At 66.8% G+C, this 23,173-nt stretch carries 20 protein-coding genes; 11 read left to right on the top strand and 9 right to left on the bottom strand.

Annotation, left to right across the window (positions count from 1 at the left end; all coding sequences use genetic code 11):
- Window position 1: 1 nt before the first annotated feature.
- Window positions 2-937, bottom strand: coding sequence for an FAD binding domain-containing protein (locus ACH4UM_RS12715; RefSeq protein ID WP_398177007.1), 936 nt, complete (start codon window positions 935-937; stop codon window positions 2-4).
- Window positions 938-990: 53 nt separating this feature from the next.
- Between ACH4UM_RS12715 and ACH4UM_RS12710 the strand changes: the two genes are divergently transcribed.
- The 4 genes from ACH4UM_RS12710 (at window position 991) to ACH4UM_RS12695 (ending at window position 5,492) form a co-directional block, all read left to right on the top strand.
- Entirely contained in the window at window positions 991-1,947 is a 957-nt protein-coding gene (locus ACH4UM_RS12710) for a LysR family transcriptional regulator (protein WP_398177005.1), read from the top strand.
- Between the two features lie 599 nt (window positions 1,948-2,546).
- Window positions 2,547-3,461: a phytanoyl-CoA dioxygenase family protein gene (locus ACH4UM_RS12705; protein WP_398177003.1), complete on the top strand. Its 915-nt coding sequence runs from the start codon at window positions 2,547-2,549 to the stop codon at window positions 3,459-3,461.
- A 119-nt stretch (window positions 3,462-3,580) separates the two neighbouring features.
- Window positions 3,581-4,384: an alpha/beta fold hydrolase gene (locus tag ACH4UM_RS12700; RefSeq protein ID WP_398177001.1), complete on the top strand. Its 804-nt coding sequence runs from the start codon at window positions 3,581-3,583 to the stop codon at window positions 4,382-4,384.
- A complete protein-coding gene (locus ACH4UM_RS12695) occupies window positions 4,368-5,492 on the top strand; it encodes a histidinol-phosphate transaminase (RefSeq protein ID WP_398176999.1) in 1,125 nt (374 codons plus the stop codon). The genes ACH4UM_RS12700 and ACH4UM_RS12695 overlap by 17 nt, the downstream gene beginning before the upstream one ends.
- Window positions 5,493-5,799: 307 nt before the next feature.
- Here the strand turns inward: ACH4UM_RS12695 and ACH4UM_RS12690 are convergent, their stop codons facing one another.
- From ACH4UM_RS12690 to ACH4UM_RS12675, 4 genes are all read right to left on the bottom strand, one after another.
- Window positions 5,800-7,155, bottom strand: coding sequence for a hypothetical protein (locus ACH4UM_RS12690; protein WP_398176997.1), 1,356 nt, complete (start codon window positions 7,153-7,155; stop codon window positions 5,800-5,802).
- A gap of 66 nt (window positions 7,156-7,221) precedes the next feature.
- Window positions 7,222-8,406: an acetyl-CoA carboxylase biotin carboxylase subunit family protein gene (locus tag ACH4UM_RS12685; protein ID WP_398176995.1), complete on the bottom strand. Its 1,185-nt coding sequence runs from the start codon at window positions 8,404-8,406 to the stop codon at window positions 7,222-7,224.
- A gap of 32 nt (window positions 8,407-8,438) precedes the next feature.
- Complete coding sequence (locus ACH4UM_RS12680; RefSeq protein WP_398176993.1) at window positions 8,439-9,677, bottom strand: MFS transporter; 1,239 nt, start codon at window positions 9,675-9,677, stop codon at window positions 8,439-8,441.
- A gap of 5 nt (window positions 9,678-9,682) precedes the next feature.
- Window positions 9,683-10,936: an ATP-grasp domain-containing protein gene (locus tag ACH4UM_RS12675; protein WP_398176991.1), complete on the bottom strand. Its 1,254-nt coding sequence runs from the start codon at window positions 10,934-10,936 to the stop codon at window positions 9,683-9,685.
- A 346-nt stretch (window positions 10,937-11,282) separates the two neighbouring features.
- Between ACH4UM_RS12675 and ACH4UM_RS12670 the strand changes: the two genes are divergently transcribed.
- Complete coding sequence (locus ACH4UM_RS12670) at window positions 11,283-11,483, top strand: hypothetical protein (protein WP_398176989.1); 201 nt, start codon at window positions 11,283-11,285, stop codon at window positions 11,481-11,483.
- A gap of 33 nt (window positions 11,484-11,516) precedes the next feature.
- Here the strand turns inward: ACH4UM_RS12670 and ACH4UM_RS12665 are convergent, their stop codons facing one another.
- Complete coding sequence (locus ACH4UM_RS12665) at window positions 11,517-12,434, bottom strand: phytanoyl-CoA dioxygenase family protein (protein WP_398176987.1); 918 nt, start codon at window positions 12,432-12,434, stop codon at window positions 11,517-11,519.
- Between the two features lie 815 nt (window positions 12,435-13,249).
- Between ACH4UM_RS12665 and ACH4UM_RS12660 the strand changes: the two genes are divergently transcribed.
- From ACH4UM_RS12660 to ACH4UM_RS12640, 5 genes are all read left to right on the top strand, one after another.
- Entirely contained in the window at window positions 13,250-15,166 is a 1,917-nt protein-coding gene (locus ACH4UM_RS12660; RefSeq protein ID WP_398176985.1) for a methylaspartate mutase subunit E, read from the top strand.
- A gap of 180 nt (window positions 15,167-15,346) precedes the next feature.
- Window positions 15,347-16,234, top strand: a complete 888-nt coding sequence (locus tag ACH4UM_RS12655; RefSeq protein ID WP_398176983.1) for a TauD/TfdA family dioxygenase — start codon at window positions 15,347-15,349, stop codon at window positions 16,232-16,234.
- Between the two features lie 73 nt (window positions 16,235-16,307).
- Window positions 16,308-16,958, top strand: a complete 651-nt coding sequence (locus ACH4UM_RS12650) for a cyclase family protein (RefSeq protein WP_398176981.1) — start codon at window positions 16,308-16,310, stop codon at window positions 16,956-16,958.
- Between the two features lie 429 nt (window positions 16,959-17,387).
- Entirely contained in the window at window positions 17,388-18,422 is a 1,035-nt protein-coding gene (locus ACH4UM_RS12645; protein WP_398176979.1) for a hypothetical protein, read from the top strand.
- 94 nt (window positions 18,423-18,516) lie between these two features.
- Entirely contained in the window at window positions 18,517-19,806 is a 1,290-nt protein-coding gene (locus ACH4UM_RS12640) for an ATP-grasp domain-containing protein (protein WP_398176977.1), read from the top strand.
- Between the two features lie 224 nt (window positions 19,807-20,030).
- Here ACH4UM_RS12640 and ACH4UM_RS12635 read toward each other — a convergent pair whose 3' ends face one another.
- Window positions 20,031-20,318, bottom strand: a complete 288-nt coding sequence (locus ACH4UM_RS12635; RefSeq protein ID WP_398176975.1) for a hypothetical protein — start codon at window positions 20,316-20,318, stop codon at window positions 20,031-20,033.
- A 67-nt stretch (window positions 20,319-20,385) separates the two neighbouring features.
- Here ACH4UM_RS12635 and ACH4UM_RS12630 point away from each other — a divergent pair, with 67 nt between their 5' ends.
- A complete protein-coding gene (locus tag ACH4UM_RS12630; RefSeq protein ID WP_398176973.1) occupies window positions 20,386-20,703 on the top strand; it encodes a hypothetical protein in 318 nt (105 codons plus the stop codon).
- A 37-nt stretch (window positions 20,704-20,740) separates the two neighbouring features.
- On the opposite strand, the gene ACH4UM_RS12625 is transcribed toward ACH4UM_RS12630, so the two are convergent.
- Together ACH4UM_RS12625 and ACH4UM_RS12620 are read right to left on the bottom strand one after the other, a co-directional pair.
- Window positions 20,741-21,613 (bottom strand): fumarylacetoacetate hydrolase family protein, encoded by an 873-nt coding sequence (locus tag ACH4UM_RS12625; protein WP_398176971.1) that lies wholly within the window; start codon window positions 21,611-21,613, stop codon window positions 20,741-20,743.
- 28 nt (window positions 21,614-21,641) lie between these two features.
- A complete protein-coding gene (locus tag ACH4UM_RS12620; protein ID WP_398176969.1) occupies window positions 21,642-23,093 on the bottom strand; it encodes a helix-turn-helix domain-containing protein in 1,452 nt (483 codons plus the stop codon).
- Window positions 23,094-23,173 lie beyond the last annotated feature (80 nt).

Genomic DNA, 23,173 nt, shown 5'->3' with positions numbered 1-23,173 from the left:
GTCACGCCTCCTGCCCCTGGGCACGTGCGGCGGCGGCGCGCAGCGCCCGCGTGGTCAGCTCCCCGGCCAGATGCCGCTTGTAGTCGACCGGGCCGCGCTGGTCGGCCGTCGGCCTGCACTCCTGCGCGGCGATCCGGCCCGCCTCGGCAAAGGCCTCGTCGTCCGGGCGTCCGCCGCGCAGGAAGTCCTCGGCCTGCCCGGCCACGAACCGTGGTGCACCCACCGCGGTCAGCCCGATCCCGGCCTCGGCGATGACGCCGTCGGAGATCTCCAGCACCGCTCCCGCGGCGACGACCGCCCAGTCGCCTACCCGGCGCTCGACCTTGCGGTAGGCGCTGGCGTGCGAACGGATGGGCACGCGGATCTCCACCAGAAGCTCCGCCTCGCCCAGGACGGTCTCGTACGGTCCGAGGAAGAAGTCCCTGATCGCGATGGTGCGCCTGCCGCCGGGGCCCTGGGCGACCAGGGTCGCCCTCAGTGCCGAGAACGCCGCGGACAGGTCCTCCGACGGATCGGCCTGGCACAGCGAGCCGCCCACGGTGCCGCGGTTGCGCACGAGCGGATCGGCGATGACCCGTTCCGCGTCCCGCAGGATGGGGAAGTGCTCGCCGACGACCGGCGAGGCGAGCAGCTCCGCGTGGCGGACCATCGCTCCGACGGCCAGGTCGTGCCCGTCCACCCGGATCAAGGCCAGCTCGTCGAGGCCGTTGATGTCGATCAGGGCTTCGGGCTGGGCCAGCCGCAGCTTCATCATGGGCAGCAGGCTGTGTCCGCCCGCCACCACCCGGGATTCGGGGCCGTACCGTGTGAGCAGCTCGATCGCCTGCTCGAGACTGGTGGCCCTCTCGTACTGGAATGCAGCCGGAACCTGCATCGGGCCCTCCTGAAACGCTGTACCCATCGCTATGTCGATGCTGCGCTCTTCGGCACTGGTCATGCAATAGCGTTATAAGTATTCACTTATCACTCCAAACGCGTGAAAATCATGCAGTGACCGTCACGCAGCTCAGCACCTTCGTACTGGTTGCCCGGCTCGGTTCGGTGGGCGCCGCGGCGCGGACGCTGGACGTGAGCGAGTCCGCGGTGTCGCAGGCGCTCGCCGCGCTGCGCACCCACTTCGGCGATCCGCTCATCCGGCGCACCGGCGGTGGTGGGATGCGTCTGACGCCCGCCGGGGCGCGGCTGCTGCCGGTCGCGTCGCGGATGGTCGCGCTGAACGCGGATGCCGAGACCGCGGTGCGGGCGGCACGGGGTGCGCCCGACGAACTACGGGTCGTCGCCACGAGCACGCTGGCCGAGTTCGTGCTCCCGCAGCTGGTGGAGGCCTTCGCCTGTCGCTCGGGGCGCAGGACCGAGACCTCGTTCGGGGTGGCCTCCGGCAACGAGATGCGCGTGCTGGTGGAGAACCGGCTGGCCGACGTCGGGCTCGGACCGCATCTCGGCGCCGCGCGCGGGGGCGAACTGGTCGGCGAGCCGCTGTTCCGCACCCAGCTGGTCGTGGTGATCGGCGCCAGGTCGCCGCGGCCGCCCGGTCCGCCGCCGCAGTGGTCCTGGCTGGTCGATTCCTCCGGAACCGACCCGGACGCGGACTCCGGGCGGCTGCTGCGCCGGCTCGGAGTGGCCGAGGGACACGTGTGGGTGTTCCCCAACCAGGCCGCGACCTGGGCCGCCGCCGCGGAGGGCGCTGGAGTGGCGCCGGCGTCGGCCCATCTGGTGTCGCCCCGCATCCGGCGTGACGAGCTGCGCATACTGGAGACCCCGGCCACACCGTCGGACGCCACGTGGCACGCCACCGTCCTGCAGCCCGAGCACCGTTCCCCGGCCACCGCCGCGTTCCTGCACTTCCTGCACACACCCGCAGCGACCCGCATCATGCGCGCGCCCGGCGCGTGCGTCCCGCCCTCCCGGTTCCGGCCCCCGGTGTACGTCACGCTCTGGGGCGCGTGAGAGAGCAGGCTCGCGCCCATTGCCGTACCGGCGCACCCGGCTCTGACGGCTCCTCGCCGTCCTCGACGGCACCACCCACGGTGAACCACCATCGTGCCCTTGGCCTGCGCGGATCACGGCCGCACAGAAGATGTCCGCTCCGACGCGTACGAAGCGCATGCCTGCGGCCGCGGCACGCCTGAGGTGGTCCGGCCCGGCCAGGCCGGGGATGCAGAACGTCCCTCATGGTCTCTTCCCTGAACTGAAAATCCACGGCGTGGCTGCCGTCCCGGAGCGTACAGTCGAGGATTTCGGCCGACTCCGGGTGTCCATTGCCGACGACCTCGTGCGGCCGACTTGTCATTGAACACCTCAAATTTCCTGAGGCTTCAGGGTGGGCGCCGGGAAACAGCGACATTCGAGATGAGCGACGGCGTACCCGGAGAGGCGGCAGAAGGGGCGGCAGATACGAGGCAGTCGGCGCGCGAAGATGCCTCCTGTTGTGCCTCACCTTCCCTTGCGATGCCTATCGGCAGGGTGCAAGACTGACCACGGCAATTAGCTGCGGAATGAACTTTGAACGACCGACGGACCGAACGACCCGGAAGTCAGTGAAAAGCATGGGAAACATCCTCACCCAGAGCCAGGTCAGGTTTTACCGGGAGAATGGCTACTGTGTCGTGGAGGGAATCTTCGACAATGGCGTGCTCGACAAAGCACGCGGAATTGTGGACGATCTGCTCTCTTCTCCTGACCTCTCCGGTGTCGCCGAAGCAGAACCCGAAGACGGCACAAAGGCGCGCCGAATCTGGGCACCCACCGCACGTGACCGCGTTTTCTCCGAGCTCGCGGAGGATTCCAGGCTGCTCGACGCGATTTCCCAGCTGATCGGCGAGGACATTGTTCTTCAGTATTCCAAGCTGAACGTCAAGCCGCCCCAGGTGGGCAGTGTCGTCGATTGGCACCAGGATTTCGCCTACTACCCGCACTCCAACACCGACCTGGTGGCCGCCCTCATCTACCTCGACGACGCGACCAGGGAGAACGCCTGCCTGCGCGTCGCCGCCGGCTCGCACCGCAACGGGCTGCTCAGCCACGAGCGCGACGGCTACTTCGGCGGCAAGATCTCCTCGCTGGAGAACGTGGGCGTGGACGAGTCCACCGTGGTCGACTGCGAAGGCCGCGCGGGCACCGTGGTGTTCCTGCACCCGCTCGTGGTGCACTCGTCGGAGAAGAATCTCTCGGATCTCTACCGTCGCGTCTTCATCCCCGCCTACCGCGCGGCCGACGCCCTGCCGCTCTACTACGGCCCTCACGCGGCGCACAACGAGCCCGATGCGAAACTGCTGCGCGGCAAGCCGTCCAAGACCGCGCGGAGCGAGGGTGGCGTGTGGCGACTGCCCATCGCCGAGGCCGAGTTCAACTCGCTCTACGAGATCCAGGAGGGATCTCACGTCAGGTCCAGTGGGAAGTCGTCCACCGGCTACTTCTCCCACGAGGTCGGCACCGAGGCGAAGCCGGGCCCGGCCGGGTGACCAGCCACGAGGGCGTCACCCTGGCGTGGTGAGCGATCACGTCCCCTACCGTGGCCTCGGGCGGCCGCCCAGCCGATGCGCGGCGGCCGCCCACCATGTCACCTCCGAAAGGATCCACCGTGCCGCACGCCAGGACGTCGGACGGAGTGCGCATCGCCTACCAGGTGCGCGGTGACGGTCCCCCGCTCGTGTTGCTCGCGGGCCAGGCGAACGACCACCACTGGTGGGACGGCGTCCGCGACGACTTCGCCGACTCCCGGAGCACGGTCACGATCGACTACCGGGGCACGGGTGAGAGCGACAGGCCTCACCTGCCCTACTCCACCGAGCGGTTCGCCGACGACGTGGTCGCGGTCCTCGACGAACTGGCCGTGGACCGGGCGGACGTGTACGGCACGTCCATGGGCGGGCGCGTCGCCCAGTGTCTGGCCGTCCGCCACTCCCGGCGGGTGCGTGCCCTGGTGCTCGGCTGCACCTCGGCCGGCGGTCGGCACGGCATCGACCGCAGCGGCAAAGTCCGCAGATCCCTGATCCAGCCCGATCCGGTCGAGGCGCGACAAGCTCTGCTGGAGCTGATGTACACCCCGGCCTGGCTCGCGACGCACCCGGGCCCGTACCACACGCTCGGCGACCGGAGCATGCCGGCGCATGCCCGGCGCGGGCACCTGGTCGCGAGCGGCGGGCACGACGCGTGGGACGCGCTGCCCGGCATCGTCGCCCCGACCCTGGTGCTGCACGGCACCGACGACCTGCTCAATCCCACCGCCAACGCACCGCTGCTGGCAGCCCGCATCCCGGGCTCGCGGCTGGAGCTGTTCCAGGGCGCCCGTCACGCCTACTTCGAGGAGTGCCGCGACCTCGCCGGCCCGCTCGTCCTCGAATTCCTCGACCAGAAAGTGCCCCACGGTGACCCGCATCGATGATCTGCCCGTTCGGGACGAGCTGCGCGGCCAGAGCCCATACGGCGCTCCGGAACTGGATGTTCCGGTATGCCTGAACGTCAACGAGAACCCCTATCCTCTGCCGGAGCCGCTGGTGCGGGCGATGGAGGAACGGGTGCGCGAGGTCGCGGGCGGACTCAACCGCTATCCGGACCGCAACGCACTGGAGCTGAGGGCCGGGCTGGCCGGGTACGTGACGCGCGCCACCGGTCACCCTGTGGACGCCCGGCAGGTGTGGGCTGCCAATGGGTCCAACGAGGTGATCCAGCAGCTGTTCCAGGCGTTCGGCGGCCCGGGCCGTCGCGCCCTCGGCTTCGAGCCGTCGTACACGATGCACGCGCTGATCGCCCGCAACAGCGGTACGACGTGGATCTCCTGCCTGCGGGACGAGGGCTTCGGCATCGATCTGTGCGCCGCGCGCGAGGCTCTCGCCGAGCAACGGCCCCACCTCGTCCTCATCACCTCTCCGAACAATCCGACCGGGGCCGCCGTCCCCGCGAAGACCGTGCTCGAGTTGTACGACATGGCGCAGGAGGCCCGTTCGTGCATGGTCGTCGTGGACGAGGCGTACGGGGAGTTCTCCGACCGGCCGTCCCTGGTGCCACTGGTCGAGGACCGTCCCCACCTCGTGGTCACCCGTACGATGTCCAAGGCCTTCGGCGCCGCGGGGCTGCGTGTGGGTTATCTGGTCGCCGACCCCGCCGTGGTCGACGCAGTACAACTCGTACGGCTGCCCTACCACTTGTCGTCCGTGACCCAGGCACTCGCCATGGCCGCGCTCGAGCACTCCGACACACTGTTGGCCTACGTGGAACAGCTCAAGGACGAACGGCGGCGCGTCGTGAGCGAGTTGACGGCCATCGGCTACGACGTCGACGAATCCGACGCCCCCTTCGTGCAGTTCGGCCCCTTCGACGACACCCGCCGCGCGTGGCAGGCCATGCTCGACCACGGAGTCCTGATCCGCGACAACGGTGTACCGCGTCGGCTGCGCGCCTCCGTGGGGACACCGGCGGAAAACGACGCCTTTCTGCAAGCGGCCCGTGCGGTGTGGAAGGAGGCGACGGCGGCGGCAAGCACACCTCACTGAGGCGCGCCGCGTGTTTCCGGCTGCATTCACCTGATACGGAACGGGCTGAAGCCGCAGAGGTGGCGGAGGCCGTCGCCGCCGGTGGCCACGCCGGTTGCGCCGTCTTCGAGTGCGCCCGCTCCGAGGAGGGCGACTTCGTCCTCGCCGCCAGTGCCGGCCGTGCGAATGCCTATGAATCACCGACATCGCCGCCGCACTGCGGTACAACGCCCGCCAGAACCGCCGGATCCTCAATCTCCTGGGGCTTCCACCAGCCTAGACGCCGAGCGGGCCGACTTTGCCGTGCCCGTACTCCTTGGACACGGCCTCATTGGCCATTGCAGGTGAACAAACCGGTCCTTCGCGTTCCCGGCCCCCCAGTGATCGAGGTTTTCGGGTTGGTGGCAGCCCGAACAAACCCTCCGTCGTAGCCATTTTCTGAAAAGAACACACCCCACGCCGGCAGGATGTGTTCCAGTCGCCCGCTGTCGGGGTCGACAATAAGTTCGGGAGTGGGATCCACGCGATGCTGGATGATGAACGGCCCGCCGGCGCTGCGGCGCAGCAGGTTCACCCATTCACGTCTTTCGGTCTCCCAGCCAGCCACGACGCCGTTGCCCGCAAAACCTGCGCCCGGTTTGAGAATCAGCTCTTGTTGATGTTCGATCGAGAAGCTCATGAGATCGACTCGTTCATCATTGAACCGGGTCCAGCCCTCACGCAGGAGGCGCGTCCATGGAAGCATTCGATCGATCAGCTCCTGCTCCGCACCGGAGAATGAATTTAGATACCTACGGTCGGACAACAGGGCCAACGCAGCTTTGTCGTTGAAGAGGTGGCTTGTGGGCGGCGTGTGCAGCACCAGCTTACCCTGCTCGTGCACCCGGCAAATCATTTCATACGCCGCCTGTCCACTCGCGTCATCGATCAATTGGTCAACCATGAAATACCGCAGTATGAGATCGAGCGGCTCGCCGTCGAGGTATACTCGGCCATTCTTCTGCTTCAGCTGGCCAAGCTCTCCAAGGACGAGCTGTATTCCATATCTCGCCATCGAATGCTGAATGGATCGAAAACCATTCACCCAAGCTGAAATTCCTCCATCCGCCTCTATGGCGGCGATCACGGGCTCTCGTCCTCCTGATACTGTCGCGGCTGCATCGCGAAGCAGATCGGCTCTCGCCGCCATAGTGTCGGTGTAATCGAGATTGAATTCTCTTGCGAACCCGGCGAACGGCTCCGCCGCCATCAGAGCGCGATGTACCTCAACCATGTCCGCGCCACCGAGCCCGGTGTTCACGTTGAACTCAAGAAGTTTGAAGGCTGACCCGTCTCGATACAGGTCCGCACGTCCAGACCGCGGCGGCTCGACATTACGCAACCGGCTGATCAACGCCGTGCGTTGCTCATCGATTCCAATCGCGGAGCAGTACCTACCGAGGTCGCCGTCGAACAACCGCTCAGGCAATGAAATAATGATGTCGAACATGCTCTTGACATCGGAACCCAATGCATCCATCGCTTTTCGATCGGCAAAAAGCGGCCTGCACAAGAGTTCATGCGCGTTTTGGAATGATGCCGGTATGTGGCTGGTCAACATTACCGACCGCAATCGTTCATCGGCGTGGCATCGCCTCAGATATTCGCTCGTGACATGCTCTGCCGTCATGTTCTCCACCGTCATGTTCACCCTCCATAACCAAGTTCTCTGTACGCTGCGACGGCGGCGCCTGACCCGTGTTGTAACGGATCACTCCGGAGTGATCGACACGATGATTTCGCTCTTGACCTCGGCGAGCCGGTCAACGACTTCACGTGAGTCTCTGCCGCAGACGGCCGCGACCGCGATCGCGTCCGTTGATCGCCTGGGTTGCCCGACGGGGTCACCCGGACGGTAAGGCGTCGTGAGCTGAAGCAGCCAGTTGGCCTGCGGAAGCGCGTTGTACCCACGGAAGCGGCCCAGCGTCGGCGGGTAGATCATGGACCAGCCGGTCGCCGGCTGGTCCGTGCGCGCCAGATCACTGGCGTCCGGGACGTTGCGCCCGACCTGCGGCAGGACGCTGGAGAAAAGCAGCGAAATCCCGTGGCGATACCGGAATGCAGCCTCTATTCCGGCCCCACCGGGGCGACCGCCCAACTCGCAGAACACCGGCCTGCCGCGGTCATCGAGGAACGCTTCGAGGTGTGCGGCGCCACTGAACCAGGAGATGCACCCGAGTACCGCGCGATTGAACGCCAGGAGGAGTTCGAGGTCCGGCCCGTCGTCGAGGGTGTGCGACCGGATCTGCCCATTCAGCGGAAACGTTTCATGCGAGTCCAGATACTGCGACACGGAGACAGCAACCGGCACGCCGTTGTTGACAACGCTGTCGATGTGGAACTGACGACCCGCGATGAATTCCTCGGCCTCGTACCGGTCCGGACTGCCGAACCCTTGCCGCTGCAAGCCGATCAGCTCGTTCTGGTCACGGACAATGTGCACGTCCGCGGAACCGGCGCCGTGGACAGGCTTGACGACAATTTGGCCGAACTTGTCGAGCAGCTCTGCCGCCTGGATGGGTTCGGATATTTCCGTGAACTCCGGAACCCGGATTCCGTGCGCCGAAAAGTGGCGTTTCATCGCCACCTTGTCGCGGAGCAGCAGCGTGTGCTCCGTTCCCAGGCCGGCGACGCCAACGGCCTCGCGCAGACGCGCCGCCGGCAGCAGCAGCCGCTCCTGGGTCGCCACCACCCAGTCGAATTCGAAGTCACCGACCAGCGCGGGCAGCGACAGCTCAAGCTCGGCAGAGGCGTCGATGTCCACAGGGATACAGCGGCTTACCTGCCCGGGAGTCAACTGTGCGATATCGCGAGGCCGTGCGAGCAGGGTGATGTCGAATTCGTCCGGATGGAAGAAAGGGCTGCCATCATCGTGGCGGTAGGCGCCGTAACCCACATGGCTCAAAAGAGCTACCCGTTGACGAGGCACTACTTCCCCGCATTCACGGCGTGATGGATATCGAATCCCGGCGCCTTTTCCGGCGTCACCGGCCCGGCCTTGCCCACCAGGTACGCCAGCCCGGATCCGATGGCGAGGCACACGGCTGCGAGAACCAGCAGCGCCCACGGCCCAAGGCCTTGGGCGACCACACTGCCGACCGCTGCCCCGACGGCTCCGCCCAACGACATGAACGAACCGATCCACGCCTGGGTCTCCGCGGCCATGTTCGCCGGAGCCAGATCGCCGACCGTCGCCCACAGGGCCACGAAACTCGGCCCCAGTGCGATGCCCATGAGCGCCGTGGCCGCGACCAGGACCGCCGTCCAGGTGAAGCTGGCCGCCGCCACCAGCAGGGTCCCCAGGCACAGCACGGCCAGCGTGACAGGCAACGTGGCCTTGACCGACCACCGCGCCGGCAGCGCTCCCAGGGCGAGACCGCCCGTCACACTGCCCACCGACATACAAGTGAGGAGCACTCCACTCATCAGCGGTGAATCGTGCTGCTGCGCCCAGGCGGGAAAGGCCAACTCGATCGCGCGGACCGCGAGAAAGAAGGACATCGCCGCCGCCATCGCCCTGCGCAGCACACGGTTGCGCAGTGGGCCCAGCCAGTGGCGCTCCGCGGACTGCGGCACTTCGCGCTGGTGCGGCAGCCTGCGGGAAAGCAGCAGGAGGGTCGCGATGGTGCACAGCAGCGCGGAGGCGGCCAGCCCGGCCCAGGGCGCCACGACCACCACCAGGAAGGCTGCGATGGTCGGACCTACGATGAACCCCACGTCGGTCAGCATGGTGTCCAGCGACAGGATGGTCGTCCGGAGTTCGCCCGTGGTCATCTCGCGCCACATCAGCCGGGTCACGATCTGGATGGGTGGAGCCGTCACCCCCGCGACGAACGCGACAACCAATGTGACGGCGAACGGTCCATGTGCGCGTTCGTTCAGCACCAGGACCGTCAGCGCGAACAGATACGCCACGAGCGGCGGCCCCATCACCCGGGTATGGCCGTGGCGGTCCATGAGCCTGCCCCTCAGCGGGAGGGTGACTCCGGACAGCGCGGACACCGAGACGACCACTGCTGCCTGACTGAGGCCCCGGTAATGCGCGACCCCGAGCAGGAGGGCCAGCGAAGAAATTCCGGGCCTGAGCTTACCTGCGACAGCCGCGAACAGGGATGAGCCGAATTTCGGCAGGGAAAAGAGCTCCCGATACGAGGACAAGAACTTCATCGGGATCAGCAGACCGGTTCAATCACTAGTTCCACGGTGTCGCGGACCGCAGCCAGTCGCTGGACCAGTGCCGGGTGGTCCGGCGCGGAAACACTCACCTTGACCGGAACCGTCCTTATACTGCCGGTCGTCGGCACCATGTCGCCCGCCTGGTAGCCCACCACCAGCTTGTCAACGCCGGGCAGCCGCTCCACCTTGTCCAGCCCGCGGATCTCCACCAGACGACCGGCCGGTCCGTCGTTGCGAATGGCGCCGGCGCCACAGAAGCCGTCAAGCCTCACCGGCGCGGTCGCGATCTTCGGCACCTCGCCCAGCCGGCAGGCCAGGGTCTGGCGATGCGGGTCGAGATCGCTGCGCGCGATCCACGCGTCGATCATGGGGTAGGCGGGCAGACGAGCGCCCAGTTCAATGAGGTAGGCGTCGCCGGCCGAAATCTTGATCTCGGTGTGACTGGGGCCGAGACGCACGCCGAACGCGTCGAGCACCTGCCGCACGTAGTCGACGGCAGTGTGCCAGTCGGGGTCGTCCTGGGGGATCTGCGCCCAGTCCCAGTAGGGGAACGAGTAATCCCGGTCGTCGGGTTGCCGGTATTCCCAGATGTCCACGACGTGGTGCACTCCGTCGTGCGAGAAGAAGTTCACGCCCAGCTCCCGGCCACGCACGTACTGCTCGACCAGCCAGGCTTGGACCGGCCGTCCGAAGTGGTCGATCCGTGGCAGGTCCGAAAGGTCCTCGGCGTCCTGGGGCCGGCTCAGCAGCCGGACGCCGTGCGAGGAGCCCCCGGTCGTCGGCTTGGCGAAGGCGGGGAAGCCCACGGCGCGCGCGGCACCGGCGATGTCGGTCGCCTCTTCGACCAGCGCGTACCGGGGAATACGAACCCCCGCCCCCGCGGCGGTCTCCCGCATCACGGACTTGTCCCGGCGGGCGAGGGCGTGCCGCGCGCCGTTGCCGGGCAGGCCGAACTCTTCGGCCAGCGTGTCCGCCTTGTCCACGGCCACGTCGGATGCGGGCACCACCGCGCGGATGTCGGCGCCCAGCTCGGCGAGTTGGGCCCGGATCTCGCCGAGCTCCATCGCGTAGAGGCTGACCGTGTCACCCACCGCGTGGTCGGGCCACCGGGTCTCGACGTGCTCGCGGGGCATCGTGTAGACGGAGATCACGGCCATTCCACGCTCGGCCACCTGGGGTTTGAATCCCATGCTCGGCCCACAGGGGTCCATCAGCACGACAGCGGGTGTTCCGCTCAGCGACCTGGTCATGATGCTCCTTGTGGCTTCTCGTCCGATGCGGAGGGTCAGGGATGCTCGACGGCCCGCGCGCCCGGGTTCTCCCACCAACGGCCGTCCCCGGCCGGCGGCTTGCTCAGGTCTTTCGCGCAGGCCCGGGTCACGTTGATCACGGTGTGGGCGCCAGCAGTCCTCGGTCAGCGGCACCGTCGGCGAAGCGTGGTGCCGGTACGCAGCAGGTGGATGTCACCGGAGGCCGGGCCATGGGCGTCGAGCCGGCGGGCGCAGAGAATCTCGTTGATCCGCGGATCGCTCTTGTCCCTGTGGGCGTGCGGAACACGCGCATTCCGACCTGACCCTGTTGGCACCGCTGTCGGGCATGGCCAGGGCCGGAGTGGCGGAACTGGGCGAGCTGCTCTACAGCGGTGGCCGACTCGGCGCCTGTGTCGGCACCGTGGTCACGCCGACGGTACACGAAGCCGCGGCGGTGCTGCGCCGCTCGCCGGAGGCGGCCACCGGAGGGGCCGGGCGACCGGCCCGGTGCCTCGGCGTGCCCGCAACCGCGGCGCAACTGCCGTGATGGGTCCCGCCTTTGGCAGCCGGTGTCGTCGGCTCACATCGAGGCGCCGCCCACCGTGTCCTTTGTGCCGTCCTCGTAGGAAAAGTATCCGGTGGACGACTTCGTCCCGTCGCTCACGTGGGAGCCTTCCTGGATCTGGTACAGAGAGTTGAACTCCGCCGCCGCAATCGGGAGCTGCCACAGGCCGGCCTCGCTGCGCACGGTCCTGGACGCACTGCCGCGCACGAGCTTCGCCGTCGGCTCGTTGTGCGCGGCGTGCGGACCGTAGTAGATGGGAAGGGCATCGGCCGCGCGGTAGGACGGGATGAAGACGCGGCGGTACAGATCCGAGAGGTTCTTCTCCGACGAGTGCAGGAGCAGGGGGTGGATGAACACCACCGATCCCGCAGCTCCCTCGCAGTCGGTGATCGCCGAGTCGTCCAGGCCCACGTCCGCCGGCGACGGGACCTTGCCCACGAAGTAGCCCTCCGACTCGTGCTTGAAGAGGCCGTGCCGGTGCGAACCGGCGACGACGCGCAGACAGGCGTTTTCCCGGGTCGCGTCGTCGAGATAGATCAGCGTGGCGACCAGGTCGGTGTTCGTGTGCGGGTAGAACGCGAAGTCCTGGTGCCACTCGACGACACTGCCCACGCGCGGGGGCTTCACGTTGAGCTTCGAGTACTGCAGCACGATGTCGGGACCGATCAACTGCTCCACAGCGTCGAGGAGTCGGGGGTCCTCCGCGATGCCGGCGAAGAGTTCGTCCCGCGAGGTCGGAGCCCAAATGCGGCGAGCTTTGGAGCCGTCCTCCGGCTCTGCCTCGGCCACACTGGCGAGGTCGGCGGAGGAGAGCAGGCCGTCGACGACGGCACGCGCCTTCTCGATCAGCTCGGTGTCGAATATCCCGTCAACGACGCAAAACCCGTTCTCACGGTAGAAATCGACCTGCCTCTGGCTGAGGGTGATGCCCATCGGGTAAACCTTTCGCACAGTAATTTGGTAGCCCCCGCAGACTCTTACTTGCCAATTCGTACACGTCACCGTCACTTGCCGCAAGACATGCCTCGCCGTCCGGAGAGGCAGTTGAGCCACTCAATGTGCGCCCTTCTGCCGGTCTTCTGCCGGTCTTCTGCCGCTGGCATTTGTGCACTTCTTGGCTAGTGTCGACGCAACGCTTGCCCCCGCACTCCTCCGCTTGAGGTATTCAATGTCAGAGACATCGCCGACGGTCGCGTTCTTCGGCGCCGCCGAGACGGCCTCGCGGGTTTTCACGCAGCGCCTCATGGAACTGAAGTATGAGCTCCGACCGGACATCGGGGACGAGCGCACGTTCGCGGGCGGTCCGTTCAAAAGAGCCCGGATTCGTCGTGGCCGTCAACCACGAGGAGCAGTAATCGATCCGGCCGCAGACCGATCACAACCCTCCGTCGGGGCGGTGCACGAGTCGTTGCATCGAGGACCAGGGACGAATGCCTCGCGCACATTGGTGACGTGTGGACCGATATGCGACCCCTGAGTATTCGCCGCCATCATAATGCCGCCGGTGAATGACGAGCCGTATCACAGACATCCGGTCCGGGTCGGCGTGCAAGTCCAGCCGCAGCGGTGTCGTCAAGACGAGGTGCGCAACGCCGTGGCGGTGTTCGGGGAGCTCGGTGTCGACGCGATCCCGAACCTGGATCATTTCACTGCCCCTGTCGTCGAGTGCACGGGGCGCCCTGGTATTGCTCAGGTGCGGCAATCGGGTTCGCCGCTCACGCACTGCCAAAAGGTAACGGAGAAAAACCATGAGATTGCCGACGCCAAGGATCGTGCTCGGCGGGATCGGCGCCGACGCTCATTCGGTCGGTCTCACTCTGCTGAAACACGCCATCACTGAGGCAGGCCATGCGGTCCACTTCATGGGCACGCAGAACAACCTCGAAGACTTTTTCAGGCATGCGGCCGACGCGGATGTCGTGATGATTTCGTGTATGGACGGCCATCTGCGCCACTATCTGAAGAAGTTTCCGGACCTGATGCTCAAGTATCCCGATATCGATGCGATCTGGTATGCCGGCGGAAATCTCGACGTGGGCAGTTCCGAACGGATACGCGGTGAAGCGCGCCGCCTGGGCTTTCGACGGGTCTTCCCGACGTATGTCGATATTCCGACGGTCCTCTCGGTCCTGACCGAGGATCTCCTGACCAGGCGTCCTGCGGTACGCGGCAAACCCACTGCTCCCCCCTGGCCCACCCAGCCGGGCACGGCGCCGCCCGACCAGCGGCTCACGGTGGCCGACCTGCAGCAGCAGCGACCTGAGGTCCTGGAATCCTGGCCAACCGGCGCGCGTGCCAGGGACTTGGCGGACAACGCGGCGTTTCTCTCCCGGCAGCCGTCGTTCGCTCATGCGCACTCACCGCGGCCCCGGGCGGAACGACCGTTTCTGGTGCAGCCACGCTCAGGCGTGGCGCTCGCCGCCGAGCAGCGCACGGCATTCGTGGCCCTACGACGGGCCGGCGCAGACGTACTGTCCTACCAGATCGATTCTCTTACCAGAAACAATGAGTACCAGAAGGCCGGCGACGCGATCGCGGAGAGCCGGGAACGCGGTGCCTCCACGCTGAACGGATTCCCCATGGTGAATCACGGGGTCGACGTTCTGAGGCAGTTGATCGCAGATGTTCGGACGCCGCTGCAAACCCGCCACAGCACACGCGACCCACGACTCCTCGCCGAGATTTCGTGTGCTGGTGGCGTCACTGGCTTCGAGGGTGGCGCGATCACGTACAACATTCCTTACTTCAAGGACTACTCGCTGGCCCAGTCACTGCGAAGGTGGCAGTACGTCGATCGGCTGGTCGGCTTGTACCGTGAGAAGTTCGGCGTGGTCATCGACCGTGAGTTCTTCGGCACCCTCACCGCGGTACTGATCCCACCAAGTCTGGCGATCGTCGTCAACGTGATCGAGGCAATGCTGGCAGCCAGCCAGGGCGTGGGCTCGGTTTCACTCGGATACGCCGAACAAGGCCATCGAGCCCAGGACATCGCGGCGATCAGGGTCCTGCGCGAACTGGGCCAGAAGTATCTGGCCAACCTGGGATATCCAGGAGTTCAGGTCAACATTGTGTTCCACCAGCACATGGCAGCGTTTCCACGGGACCGGGCGCGGGCGACGCAGTTGATCGTGGCCTCGGCCGCCACCGGTCGACTGTCCGGGGCTTCGCGACTGATCGTCAAGACACCGGTCGAGGCGACCACTATTCCGTCGGTGTCCGACAACCAGGAGGGGTTGCACCTGAGCCGGCTGGGCGCGATGGAGGCGAACGGCATCGAGGTGGACGAGCAAGCCGTACGCGAGGAGGCCACCATCCTGCGGGCGGAGGTGGATCAGATCCTTGAGAGTGTCCTGGTGGCCGGCGACGGCAGCCTCACGGACGGCGTGGTGAAGGCGTTCGCGCTCGGTTACCTGGACGTTCCCTTCTCGCCCAGCGTCCACAACCGTGGCGAGGTGCTGACGGCTCGAGACGTCCAGGGTGCGGTGCGATACCTGAACACTGGCCGGCTCAGGTTCACCGCCGATGTGATCGACTTCCATCGGAGCCGGATGAGCGAACGTCGCAGGACCGAGCAACCACCTGTGCGAAGCGAATGGCAACTTGTCGAACGTGATGTGCTGCGAATACCGTCGGGGCATTATCGGAAGTGGCCGCTCGATGCATGAACGATATTCACGGCCCAGCCCTGCCGCACCGTAACCAGGACATCAAAGTGAACAAAGGTCTGGAGCGGGCATCGGCCTGATCGCAGACCAAGTCGCAAGGACTTCGGCGACATCCGTGATCGTGGCCTGCAGCGACGGACACTCTCGGACCTGATCTCGTCACAGAAATGGACAGTCAAGATGGAAAAGGAATTCACGATCCCGGAATTCACGATCCCCAGCGCGGCGACCTCAGCGCTGTTGGAGCGGGGCATAGCCGCGGACACACCTCTGGACAAGTGGCCTACAGGGGCTTTTCCGACGACCAGCACGGAGATCCTGGCGCTGCGTGACGGAATATTGGCAGCCATCCACGGGGACACGGGTGGCGCCATCGTACGGGTCGCCCCGGAGGGACTCAGCGACCACGACATCAGCACCGTCTACTGGAATTTCTTCACGGCACTTTTCCGTCCGATCCCGCAGTACAGCTCCGGCGAACTCATCTATCCCGTCGAGGTCAAGGCCGGAGCCGCGGAGACCAGTCACTACTCGAGTTCGAACAAAGCGGGCAACTATCATACTGACGGCACCTTGCTGCCGCAGCTGCCCGACGTTGCATTTCTGTTCGGCTTGTCCGCCGCAACGGGTGGAGAGACGCTGCTGATGGACGTCAACAGCCTGGTTCAGCAGCTTACCCAGATCAACCCGGCGCACGTCGCCGAACTGAGCCAGCCCGTACCCTTCGACGTGAAGGACCAGACCGCGGGAATCAAAATCAAACGGCAGCCGGTGCTCAAGCAGACAGCCAACGGCTACGAGCTGCGCTATGTCCGCATGTACATCGAGCAGGCGTTTGCCGCCGAGGACACACCGGTGCCACCAGAGCTCCTTGCGGCCATGGACGAATTCGACAAGGTCTCTTCCTCTGCTGCGGAAAACGCGGAGTCCGTGCTGCTCGAACGTGGCGTCGGCCTGCTGTGGGACAACCGGCGGATGCTCCACGGCCGCCGGCCATTCCAAGAAACCACCTCCAGCCGCAGGCTGCGCCGAATCTATGGGGTCCAGGACGACGGACGAGCCATTTAAATTGAGCAAGTTTACGTGCTGCGCGAGTCCGAATCGCGTAGTAAGACCGTCAAGATGAAAGAGGCAGCACTGCATGCCACGCACAGTTGATCTCTCACACCCGCTGGAACCGGGTATGCCGCACGCGCGCACGATCCCGGCCCCCCGGTTCACGCCCACCAGCACATGGGCGGAACACCGGATGCGGGTCATGCGACTGGACATGCCGACCCACATCGGCACCCACGTGGACGCCCCGTCGCACTTCGTCGAGGACGGCGCCACGGTCGACCAGTTGCCGACGTCGGCGCTGGTCGGTCGGGCGTACTGCCTCGAGGTACTGCGGGACGGTGCCGAGCCGATCACGGCGGCCGACCTGAAGTCCGCCGTTGACCTCGAACCCGGTGACGCACTGCTGATCCGCACCGGCTGGGACGACCGCTACGCCGAACCGGCCTATGTGGACCGGCACCCGTACCTCACGGTCGACGCGGCCGAATGGGCTGTGTCCAAAGGACTTCGGCTCATCGGCATGGACACGATCAGCCCTGAGATACCGATGAGCATGCGTCCGCCGAACTTCCCCTACGACGTGCACCGCACGCTGCTGGCGGCCGGCACGCTGATCGTGGAGAACCTCGTGCTGCGGGAGATCTCGGACCGGTGGTGCACGCTGTTCGTCGGCGTGCTCAACGTCCTCGGCGGCGACGGCGCGCCCGCGCGGGCACTGGCCGTGCTGGACTGAAAGGCAGGACTTCCTTGAAGATCCAGCGGGTCGACACCGTCGTCACCGGACTGGCCGGGCGCGTGCAGCGCACCATGTCCAGCGGCGCCTAGGCCTCCGGCCGGGCCGGTTCCCCGACGGGCGAACCGGCCCTGGTGCGCATGCCCGCCGAGGGGGTCGCCGGCTATGGCCGGGTGCGGCGAACCGCACCCGGTCATGAGGCAAACAGGGCCAGGAGAGGATTTCGACGACTCGGTGCAACTCTGCCGCCCCATTTGCCAATTCATATACGTCACCGTCGTTTGCCGCAAGGCAACCCTCGTTTCCCGGGGAGGCAGTTGAGCCCGTCGATGTGCGCTCTTCTGCCGGGCTTCTGCCGCTGGCGGACGTGCACTTCTCGGCTAGTGTCGACGCATCGCTTTCCCCGTACTTCTCTGCCTGAGGTGTTCAATGTCAGAGACATCGCCAATGGTCGCCGAGGACGGGCGATCATCTACAGTCGAAATCCTGGACTGCACGCTCCGTGACGGTAGTTACGCCGTGGACTTCAAGTTCACCGAAGGTACGATCAAGAGCGTCCTGACCGGTCTTGAAGGATCAGGTGTCCGGTTCATCGAACTGGGTCACGGGATGGGCCTCAACGCCGCCGAGCGCACGCCCCATCCCACCCGTGTTTCCGACGCACGGTGCTTCAGCATCGCGTCCGAGACGCTGACGAGCGCGAGTTGGGGGATGTTCTGCATCCCGGGAATCGCCGAGCTGGATCACCTCAGACAGGCCGTGGCCGCCGGCATGCGGTTCGTCCGGGTCGGAGTGGATATCACTGCCGTCGCACCGGCCGAGGCTTTCATCGCCCTCGCCAAGGACCTCGGCATCATGACGTTCGCCAACCTCATGAAGACGAACGTGCTCGACACCGACGGTGTCACGGATGCGGTCCGGCAGTGCGCGGAGTACGGCGCCGACACCGTCTACCTCGTCGACTCGGTGGGCGGATACCTGCCGTCGGATGTCACCGAGCTGTTCGAGAAGGTCGGTCAGTCGACAGCGATTCCGCTCGGCTTCCACGGGCACGACAACCTGAGCCTGGCCAACGCCAACTCGCTCGCCGCAGCGACGAGCGGAGCACAGTTCGTCGACACGACGCTCGACGGCATCGGCCGCGGAGCCGGCAACACCGTCACTGAGACGTTCGCAGCGACCCTCCACGCCCGGGGCAATCGCAACACGTACGACTTCCGGGCTCTCGCGGAGCTGAGCGAGTCCGTCGTCCGCCCGTTGGAGCGACTGCACGACGACCGCACGTACCAGCTCGTCGGCGGTATCACCCGCACGCACTCCAGCTTCTTCCCGCTGATCAGCAGGTGCGCGAAGACCGCGAACGTCGACGTCTTCGAGCTGATGGCCGCAGTCGCCGAAATCGACCGGGTCCACCCTGCGGAGGACATGGTGCTGGAGGCCGCCAACGCCATGGCTGCTCGCTAGTGCTGTGGCCGCTACGGACGTTGGTGACACTGCGCGCAGAGCTGCTCGCTCTCACCCCCTGACCATTCGCACACCTGGCCTGAGAAGAGTTTCCGTGGAACCGAAAGACCCAGTGATCCTGCTGATCGACCCCACCGGCACCGGGAACGGACGCAACTACAAGACCGCCATACGCGATCTCGGTTTCGACGCGGTCTCGCTGTTCACGGGTCTGTCCGCGGTCGCGAACCAGCAGGCCGACCTCGACGACGAGATGTCGCTCCGGGTCAGCGACGTGGACGACGCCGTCCGGCAGGTTCGTGCGGCCGGATTCGACGTGCGAGCCGTCGTCCCCGCCAATGGGACGAGCCTCCACGTGGCTGACGAGATCGCGGCGCGGCTCGGCCTGCCCGGAAACGACCCCGCTCTGGGCTGGGCGCGGCGAAACAAGGCGGCGATGCGGGACAGGGCCGCGCAAACGAGGGTCCGCGTTCCGGAGTTCCGGCTGGTCCACTCCCTCGGTGAGGTAGCGGAGGCCGCACGGGACATCGGCTTCCCCGTCATCGTGAAGCAGACGATGGGAACGGGGTCCTACGGCGTTTCGGTAATCAGTGACATGGCGGCTCTGGACGAGGCACACAAGGTGCGGACGGTGGACCGCTCCGGTCAGCCGGTCACCGAATGGCTGGTGGAGCGCTACATACGCGGGCGCGAGTACGCGGTGAATTTCTGTAGCGCTGACGGTGAGCACCGGCTGATCGACATCTGGGAGTACCGACGGCCCGACGACCGCGACTACGACTTTCCCCTGTGGGACATCGTCCAGATCGGCGGTGCCCATCCCGACTACGTCCGGGTGGAGCGGTTTTGCAGGCAGGTACTCGACGCGTTCGGCATCCGTCAGGGACCAGGCCACATCGAGGTCAAATGCAGTGGCGACGGAGACGACGTCTACCTGATCGAGCTCGCGGCCCGGTTCTCGGGCGGGCCTGCGGTGCCGATGTGGACGAGGCACTCCGACCTGCGGCCCTTCCACGACGCCGTGGAATGCTTCCTCGGCCGCCGTCCGAACATGATCGACGGGGATCACGGGTTCAGGGCTGTGCTCGGCTCCGTCGTCATTCGCAACGACGACGCACCCGGCACGCTGGTGGCCGTGCATGGGCTGGACGAACTGGCCGCCCTGCCCGGCATCGCTGATGTGCTCGTGGAGTTCCGGCCCGGGGACCACGTGCCGATCACCAACGACAACAGGCACATTCCGGTCAGCGCTTCGGTGTACGGCCCGGACCGCGCGACCGTGCTCCGCACCATCGCCATCGCGCGTGCGACGGTCAGACTGGAGATCGCACCCGACCCTGCCGACCTGACTACGGTGGCACCGGGCGCCGTCGCCGGAGGCTGAGGGCCGAAGGGGTCTGGGCTCGACGGTTTGTGGACCAGCTACCGGTCCTGCTCGGCACGGCCGGCGTTCGCCGGATGGCCGTGGCCGGCCTGGCCTCCAAGTTTCCGGAAGCAGGCGAACGTCCTCGTCGGCGACACGATCGCCCGGCCCGGTGAGATTGTCACCGCCCCGGTGCTTCAGCGCTCGCCCGGTCCGGGCCTCTGCCGGAGCGTTTGTGGTGGTGGTCACCGACCGGCGGACTCACCCTGCTCCCCCCCGCACGCCACCGCGCCGGCCGGTACCGGCACCGTCACGTCGTACGCGCCGCCCCGCTGCGGCTGCGCGCAGCCGCAGCGGGGCGGCGGCGCTCCGTCGGGGACGCGCTCGCGGTCGCCGTAGCCGACGACCTGCCCGCGCCGACGCGTGAGACCGCCGCCGTCACCCAGCACCACCCGCCCGCAACTGCCCTCACCGGGCCCCGGGCCACCCGGAACGAGGTGGGCCGGGCCGTCGTTCGCGCGGAGATCGCACATGTCTGCGCCCACGGCCCCGCCGACGCGCACCGCCCGTCGCTGAGCGGGCGGAGCTCGCCGACGGCGATTGGACCGTGGAGGACGTCAGACGGCCGCCACTGTCACGCACCTGGCTGACGCACTGTCGGCGTCTTCCACCGCCAAGGGCAGCGACCTGCTGGCGGATGCAGCACTGACCGTCGCCGCGGCGTTCGCGGTGGCGCAGCACGTGGTGACGGCCGTGTGGCCGGTCGCCGACCGGGAGGCCGCCGACGGCCGACGCCCTGACACCGCGCCGGCCACGGTCTGTCCCCGGCCTCAGCCCCGCACGACGCGTTGGAGCAGCCGCGCGCCGCGCCCGGACCGGCCCGCCGCCCGGGCGCCGTTCGTGCACGTCGGCCCGTGACGGACCGGGTGGCGGCCGTAGGGCAGATCAGACATGCTCACCTCCGGGTTGCCCGGCAGGGCTCGAGCCTGACGGTGTTGCGGAGGTCGCCGACGCCGTCGACACGGGCTTCTACGGTGTCCCCGTCGTGGATGACGCCGGCGCCGGGAGTTCCCGTGGCGATCACGGTTCCGGCTTCGAGGACCATGCCGCCGGAGAAGTAGCCGACCTGCCAATAGGGGTCGTACATCATCGCAGACACCTGGTTGGACGCGATCGTCTTCCCGTTGACGACGGTGGAGATCCGCACGGCGGAGAGGTCGGGGATCTCGTCGGGGGTGACGACCCAGGGGCCGAGGCTGCAGAAGGTGTCGAAGGCCTTCGCCCAGGGGATGTGGCGGGGGTTGACCCGGATCGCGTCCTCGGCGGTCATGTCCAGGACGGTGGTATAGCCGAAGATCACGGACGAGGCGTCCTCAGGTGACACGTCACGGCAGGTGGTGCCGATGACCACGCCGAGCTCGGCTTCGGCGGTGACGCGCTGCGACTGGCTGGGGAGCAGGATGTCGTCGCCGTATCCGATCACCGTGGAGGGCGGCCGCAGGTAGGAGCCGGGGGCGTCGGTCGGCTGTCGTACCCCCAGGTCGTCGGCGTGACGCACGTAGTTCAGGCCCACACCCCACAGCTTCGGCGGGCACCGGTAGATCGGCCCGAATTCCGGCTCGCCCTGCGCGGCCAGCACATCGGGGTCGGACAGGGAGGCGACCGTGGCCGCGAGCGCGACGGCCTCGCCCTTCTGGATGATGTCCAGCATGGTGGGGCCGTAGAGGGTTCCCGCGGTCGCGTTGATGAGGCTCAGTGCGGCGATTCCGCCGGGCACCGACACGCCGACGTCCTCACCGGTCTCGGTGCGAAGAGTGCAGAGTCGCACTGTTTCATCCTTCCTGGTGGTGCCCAGATCACGCGGCTGCGTTCTGTCCGGCGATTGCGTTCTGTCCGGCGATGCTGACGATGTTGAGTACCTTGAACATCGCCACGTCGTTGTGGTCGATGCGGCGAAGGATGCCGAGGAGGAGGAGGTGGTAGATGTCGTCGGCGCATTCCGCAGCCGTCAGGCCCATCTTGTCCGCCACTTCCGGTACCGACCAGTAACCGTCCATTTCGCGGGACGTCTTGTGAGACATGGTCGACAGCAGGTCACGTTGGCGGCTGCTCAGTGTGGCAATGGTGTGCTGGACCGACGCGTAGGCGTCCGGCTGCTGATGACCGCCGTGGGGTCGTCGCGCAACGGTGAGCGGCTCGGTGGTGAGTTGGTGGGCGAGCTGCCGCAGGGAGTAGATCAAGCTCCAGTGGGCAGCGGATTCGAGAGCAGCGGGAAGGCCGTCCAGTGCGCGGCAGATCCGGGCGACGTCCGCGAGAACATGAGCGTCGGGACGGAAGGCCGGCTGAAGTCGCTTCGCCTGAGCGAGCAACAGCGCCACCGACGCCACTTCGGCCAGGTCCGCCGGCTCGGTGTCGGATGTGGGCACCGGAAGCGGTGCCAGGGGGAAGAGGGTGTCGAAGGGCATGTCGACGGGGTTTCTCGTCGTGACGAGAATCCGCAGCCGGGGGCATGCGGCCACGAGACTGGCTGTCATGTCCGCCAGCTCGTCCTCCGGCCGGGCACCGTCGAGGACGAGGAGGCCGTTCGACTCCCCGATGGTCTCGACCAGGCGCCGACGGCTGTCGGGCCCGGAGTGCACGAACTCGCGCAACCACGTGGGTCGCTCCGGAGCTCCCACCGGCGCCCTTCCGTTCCGGAGCTGGTCGTCGTCGAGCGGCAGCCAGAGGACCGTCGGTTGCTCGGCTGCCTCGAGTGCGTGCGCCACCTCCAGTGCGAGCCGTGTCTTGCCGACGCCCTCGATCCCGGTGATCGTGATCAGACGGTGGTGCTCGGCGCCGAGCATCGTCGTCAGTGCCGCCAGCTCCTGCTCCCGGCCGATGAACGGGCCGCTCATGGCCGGCTCGGCTGCCCCCGCCAGGAAGCCGAGCGAATGGTCGTTCGCCAGCCGGTTCATCTGGGGAGCGCTGAGACCAAGGGCGTCGGCGAGAAGGCGCAGGGAGTCTGCCCTGGGTTGCCGTACCCTCCCGTTCTCCAGATCGCGTATCGCTCGAACGCTGAGAGTGCTGGAGCGCGCCAGCTGCTTCTGAGACAGTCCGCTCTGCAGTCGCAGGTTGCGGAGTCGTCGGCCGAAGGACGTAGCCCCCGTCCCACCGCCGTTGGCCCAGTCGTGACGGAATCCGATCGGAATATTCTGCTTGATCGACTCACCGGCGGAGATGGTCGGTTCGCGGCGCAGGGTCATCGGCGTCTCCCGCCCCGAAGGCAGAGTGGAGATCAGGCCGATTCCTGACACCGATGGTGTTTCCATGGCACATGCTCCTCGGGGCCGCTGCCGCGACCCGGTACAGGGCCGTGGCAGCGGCCCCGGATAGGCGTACAGGGCCGTGA

The sequence above is a fragment of the Streptomyces sp. NPDC020801 genome (assembly GCF_044334385.1).
In the GTDB taxonomy this organism is placed as follows: Bacteria; Actinomycetota; Actinomycetes; order Streptomycetales; family Streptomycetaceae; genus Streptomyces.
The sequence above is the reverse complement of the archived record's forward strand: the minus strand, read 5'-3'. Positions and strand labels throughout refer to the sequence as shown.

What these genes read in the sequence shown, in the direction of transcription:
- ACH4UM_RS12670 (WP_398176989.1), top strand. Translation starts at nt 11,283, where the DNA reads ATGGCCAGGGCCGGAGTGGCGGAACTGGGCGAGCTGCTCTACAGCGGT.
- ACH4UM_RS12650 (WP_398176981.1), top strand. Translation starts at nt 16,308, where the DNA reads ATGCCACGCACAGTTGATCTCTCACACCCGCTGGAACCGGGTATGCCG.
- ACH4UM_RS12675 (WP_398176991.1), bottom strand. Translation starts at nt 10,936, where the DNA reads ATGACCAGGTCGCTGAGCGGAACACCCGCTGTCGTGCTGATGGACCCC.
- ACH4UM_RS12645 (WP_398176979.1), top strand. Translation starts at nt 17,388, where the DNA reads ATGTCAGAGACATCGCCAATGGTCGCCGAGGACGGGCGATCATCTACA.
- ACH4UM_RS12635 (WP_398176975.1), bottom strand. Translation starts at nt 20,318, where the DNA reads ATGTGCGATCTCCGCGCGAACGACGGCCCGGCCCACCTCGTTCCGGGT.
- ACH4UM_RS12660 (WP_398176985.1), top strand. Translation starts at nt 13,250, where the DNA reads ATGAGATTGCCGACGCCAAGGATCGTGCTCGGCGGGATCGGCGCCGAC.
- ACH4UM_RS12665 (WP_398176987.1), bottom strand. Translation starts at nt 12,434, where the DNA reads ATGGGCATCACCCTCAGCCAGAGGCAGGTCGATTTCTACCGTGAGAAC.
- ACH4UM_RS12705 (WP_398177003.1), top strand. Translation starts at nt 2,547, where the DNA reads ATGGGAAACATCCTCACCCAGAGCCAGGTCAGGTTTTACCGGGAGAAT.
- ACH4UM_RS12690 (WP_398176997.1), bottom strand. Translation starts at nt 7,155, where the DNA reads ATGACGGTGGAGAACATGACGGCAGAGCATGTCACGAGCGAATATCTG.
- ACH4UM_RS12620 (WP_398176969.1), bottom strand. Translation starts at nt 23,093, where the DNA reads ATGGAAACACCATCGGTGTCAGGAATCGGCCTGATCTCCACTCTGCCT.
- ACH4UM_RS12715 (WP_398177007.1), bottom strand. Translation starts at nt 937, where the DNA reads ATGACCAGTGCCGAAGAGCGCAGCATCGACATAGCGATGGGTACAGCG.
- ACH4UM_RS12680 (WP_398176993.1), bottom strand. Translation starts at nt 9,677, where the DNA reads ATGAAGTTCTTGTCCTCGTATCGGGAGCTCTTTTCCCTGCCGAAATTC.
- ACH4UM_RS12655 (WP_398176983.1), top strand. Translation starts at nt 15,347, where the DNA reads ATGGAAAAGGAATTCACGATCCCGGAATTCACGATCCCCAGCGCGGCG.